The sequence below is a fragment of the Rhizobacter sp. P2_H2 genome (assembly GCF_056403375.1).
In genome coordinates, this window is sequence record NZ_JBFUFP010001676.1 from 1 (window position 1) to 749 (window position 749).

The 749-nt window shown below is 62.5% G+C and carries 1 pseudogene; it reads left to right on the forward strand.

Features of this window, described 5'->3' with window-relative positions:
• Positions 1–605 (forward strand): annotated as a pseudogene (locus tag AC1D15_RS35550) (type IV pilus secretin PilQ); the annotation flags it as partial.
• Positions 606–749 lie beyond the last annotated feature (144 nt).

Below are 749 nucleotides of genomic sequence, written 5' to 3' on the forward strand. Positions count from 1 at the left end.
GCAATACCAATTTCGTCAGCCTGCCGGCCATCGGCCAGAACGACTACAACGCGGCGACGTTCGCGCTGTCGCTGTTCGGGGTCGGTGCCAATCGGTTCCTGAACCTGGAGCTGTCCGCGCTGGAAGCCGAGAACAAGGGCAAGATCCTGTCGAGCCCGCGCGTCATCACGGCCGACCAGGTGAAGGCGCTGATCGAGCAGGGCACGGAACTGCCGTACCAGACGGCCACGTCCAGCGGCGCGACGGCCATCCAGTTCCGCAAGGCGAACCTGAAGCTTGAAGTCACGCCGCAGATCACGCCGGAAGGCAACGTCATCCTCGACCTCGACGTGACCAAGGACACCGTGGGGCAGGTGACATCGCAGGGCCTGGCCATCGACACCAAGCATGTGCGCACGCAGGTCCTGGTGGAGAATGGCGGCACGGTCGTGATCGGTGGCATCTTCACGCAGGACGACCAGGAAAGCGTGACCAAGGTGCCTTACCTCGGCGACATTCCCTTCCTCGGCAACCTCTTCAAGACCAAGACGAAGTCGTCGAAGAAGACCGAACTGTTGATCTTCATCACGCCGAAGGTTGTGAGCGATCGCACCGCGGTGCGCTGATATGACTGGCCCCAGAAATCAGGTACTTGACATGAACTACGGTGTACTCAATCGGCTTGCCGCGGCTACCTTGATGTCGCTCGCGCTGGCGTCGTGCGGTGGGAGCGGCGATGACGAGGCGGGGTCGCCCACGGCGCTCCAGAC